The sequence below is a fragment of the Pseudomonas sp. 05N432 genome (genome assembly GCF_056396945.1).
In genome coordinates this window covers 1-653 of sequence record NZ_JBFTMM010000069.1, presented here as the reverse complement: position 1 = coordinate 653, position 653 = coordinate 1, and the positions used below count along the sequence as shown (strand labels likewise).

Below are 653 nucleotides of genomic sequence, written 5' to 3'. Positions count from 1 at the left end.
TCGTTGGCCAGCACGTTGATGCTCAGGGTCTGGTTCTCCGTGCCGGCGGCCGTATCGGCCACCGCCACCGGCGCGTCGTTGGTGCCGGTAATGGTCACATCCACCGTGGAACTCGAGAGCGCGCCGTGTTCATCCTGCATCTGGTAAGTGAGCGTCACATGCTCGACAACGCCCTGCGCCAGATGATCAAAGTCGGCTCCCGGATTGAATACGAGCTGGTTGCCGACCACGCTGGCCGTACCCTTGTTTGCCGGCGCGCTGGCCGAGTTCAGCGTGAACGCGTGACCGTCGTCAACATCGGTGTCGTTGGCCAGCACGTTGATGGTCAGGGTCTGGTTTTCCGTGCCGGCGGCCGTATCGGCCACCGCCACCGGCGCGTCGTTGGTGCCGGTGATGGTCACATCCACCGTGGAGCTTGAGAGCGCTCCGTACTGGTCCTGCATCTGGTAATTGAGCGTCACGTGCTCGACCGCACCCTGCGCCAGATGGTCGAAATCACTTCCCGGGGTGAACAACAATTGGTTGCCGACCACGCTGGCACTACCTTGGCCGATTGGCGCGCTGGCGCTGACCAAGGTGAATGCATGGCCGTCATCGACGTCGGTATCGTTGGCCAGCACGTCGATGCTCAGGGTCTGGTTTTCCGTGCCGCC

1 protein-coding gene is annotated in these 653 nt (G+C 62.8%); it reads right to left on the bottom strand.

The window, feature by feature from the left end; all coding sequences use genetic code 11:
* The coding region (locus AC1DHT_RS29230; RefSeq protein ID WP_477761597.1) for an Ig-like domain-containing protein at positions 1–653 on the bottom strand (653 nt) is incomplete at both ends.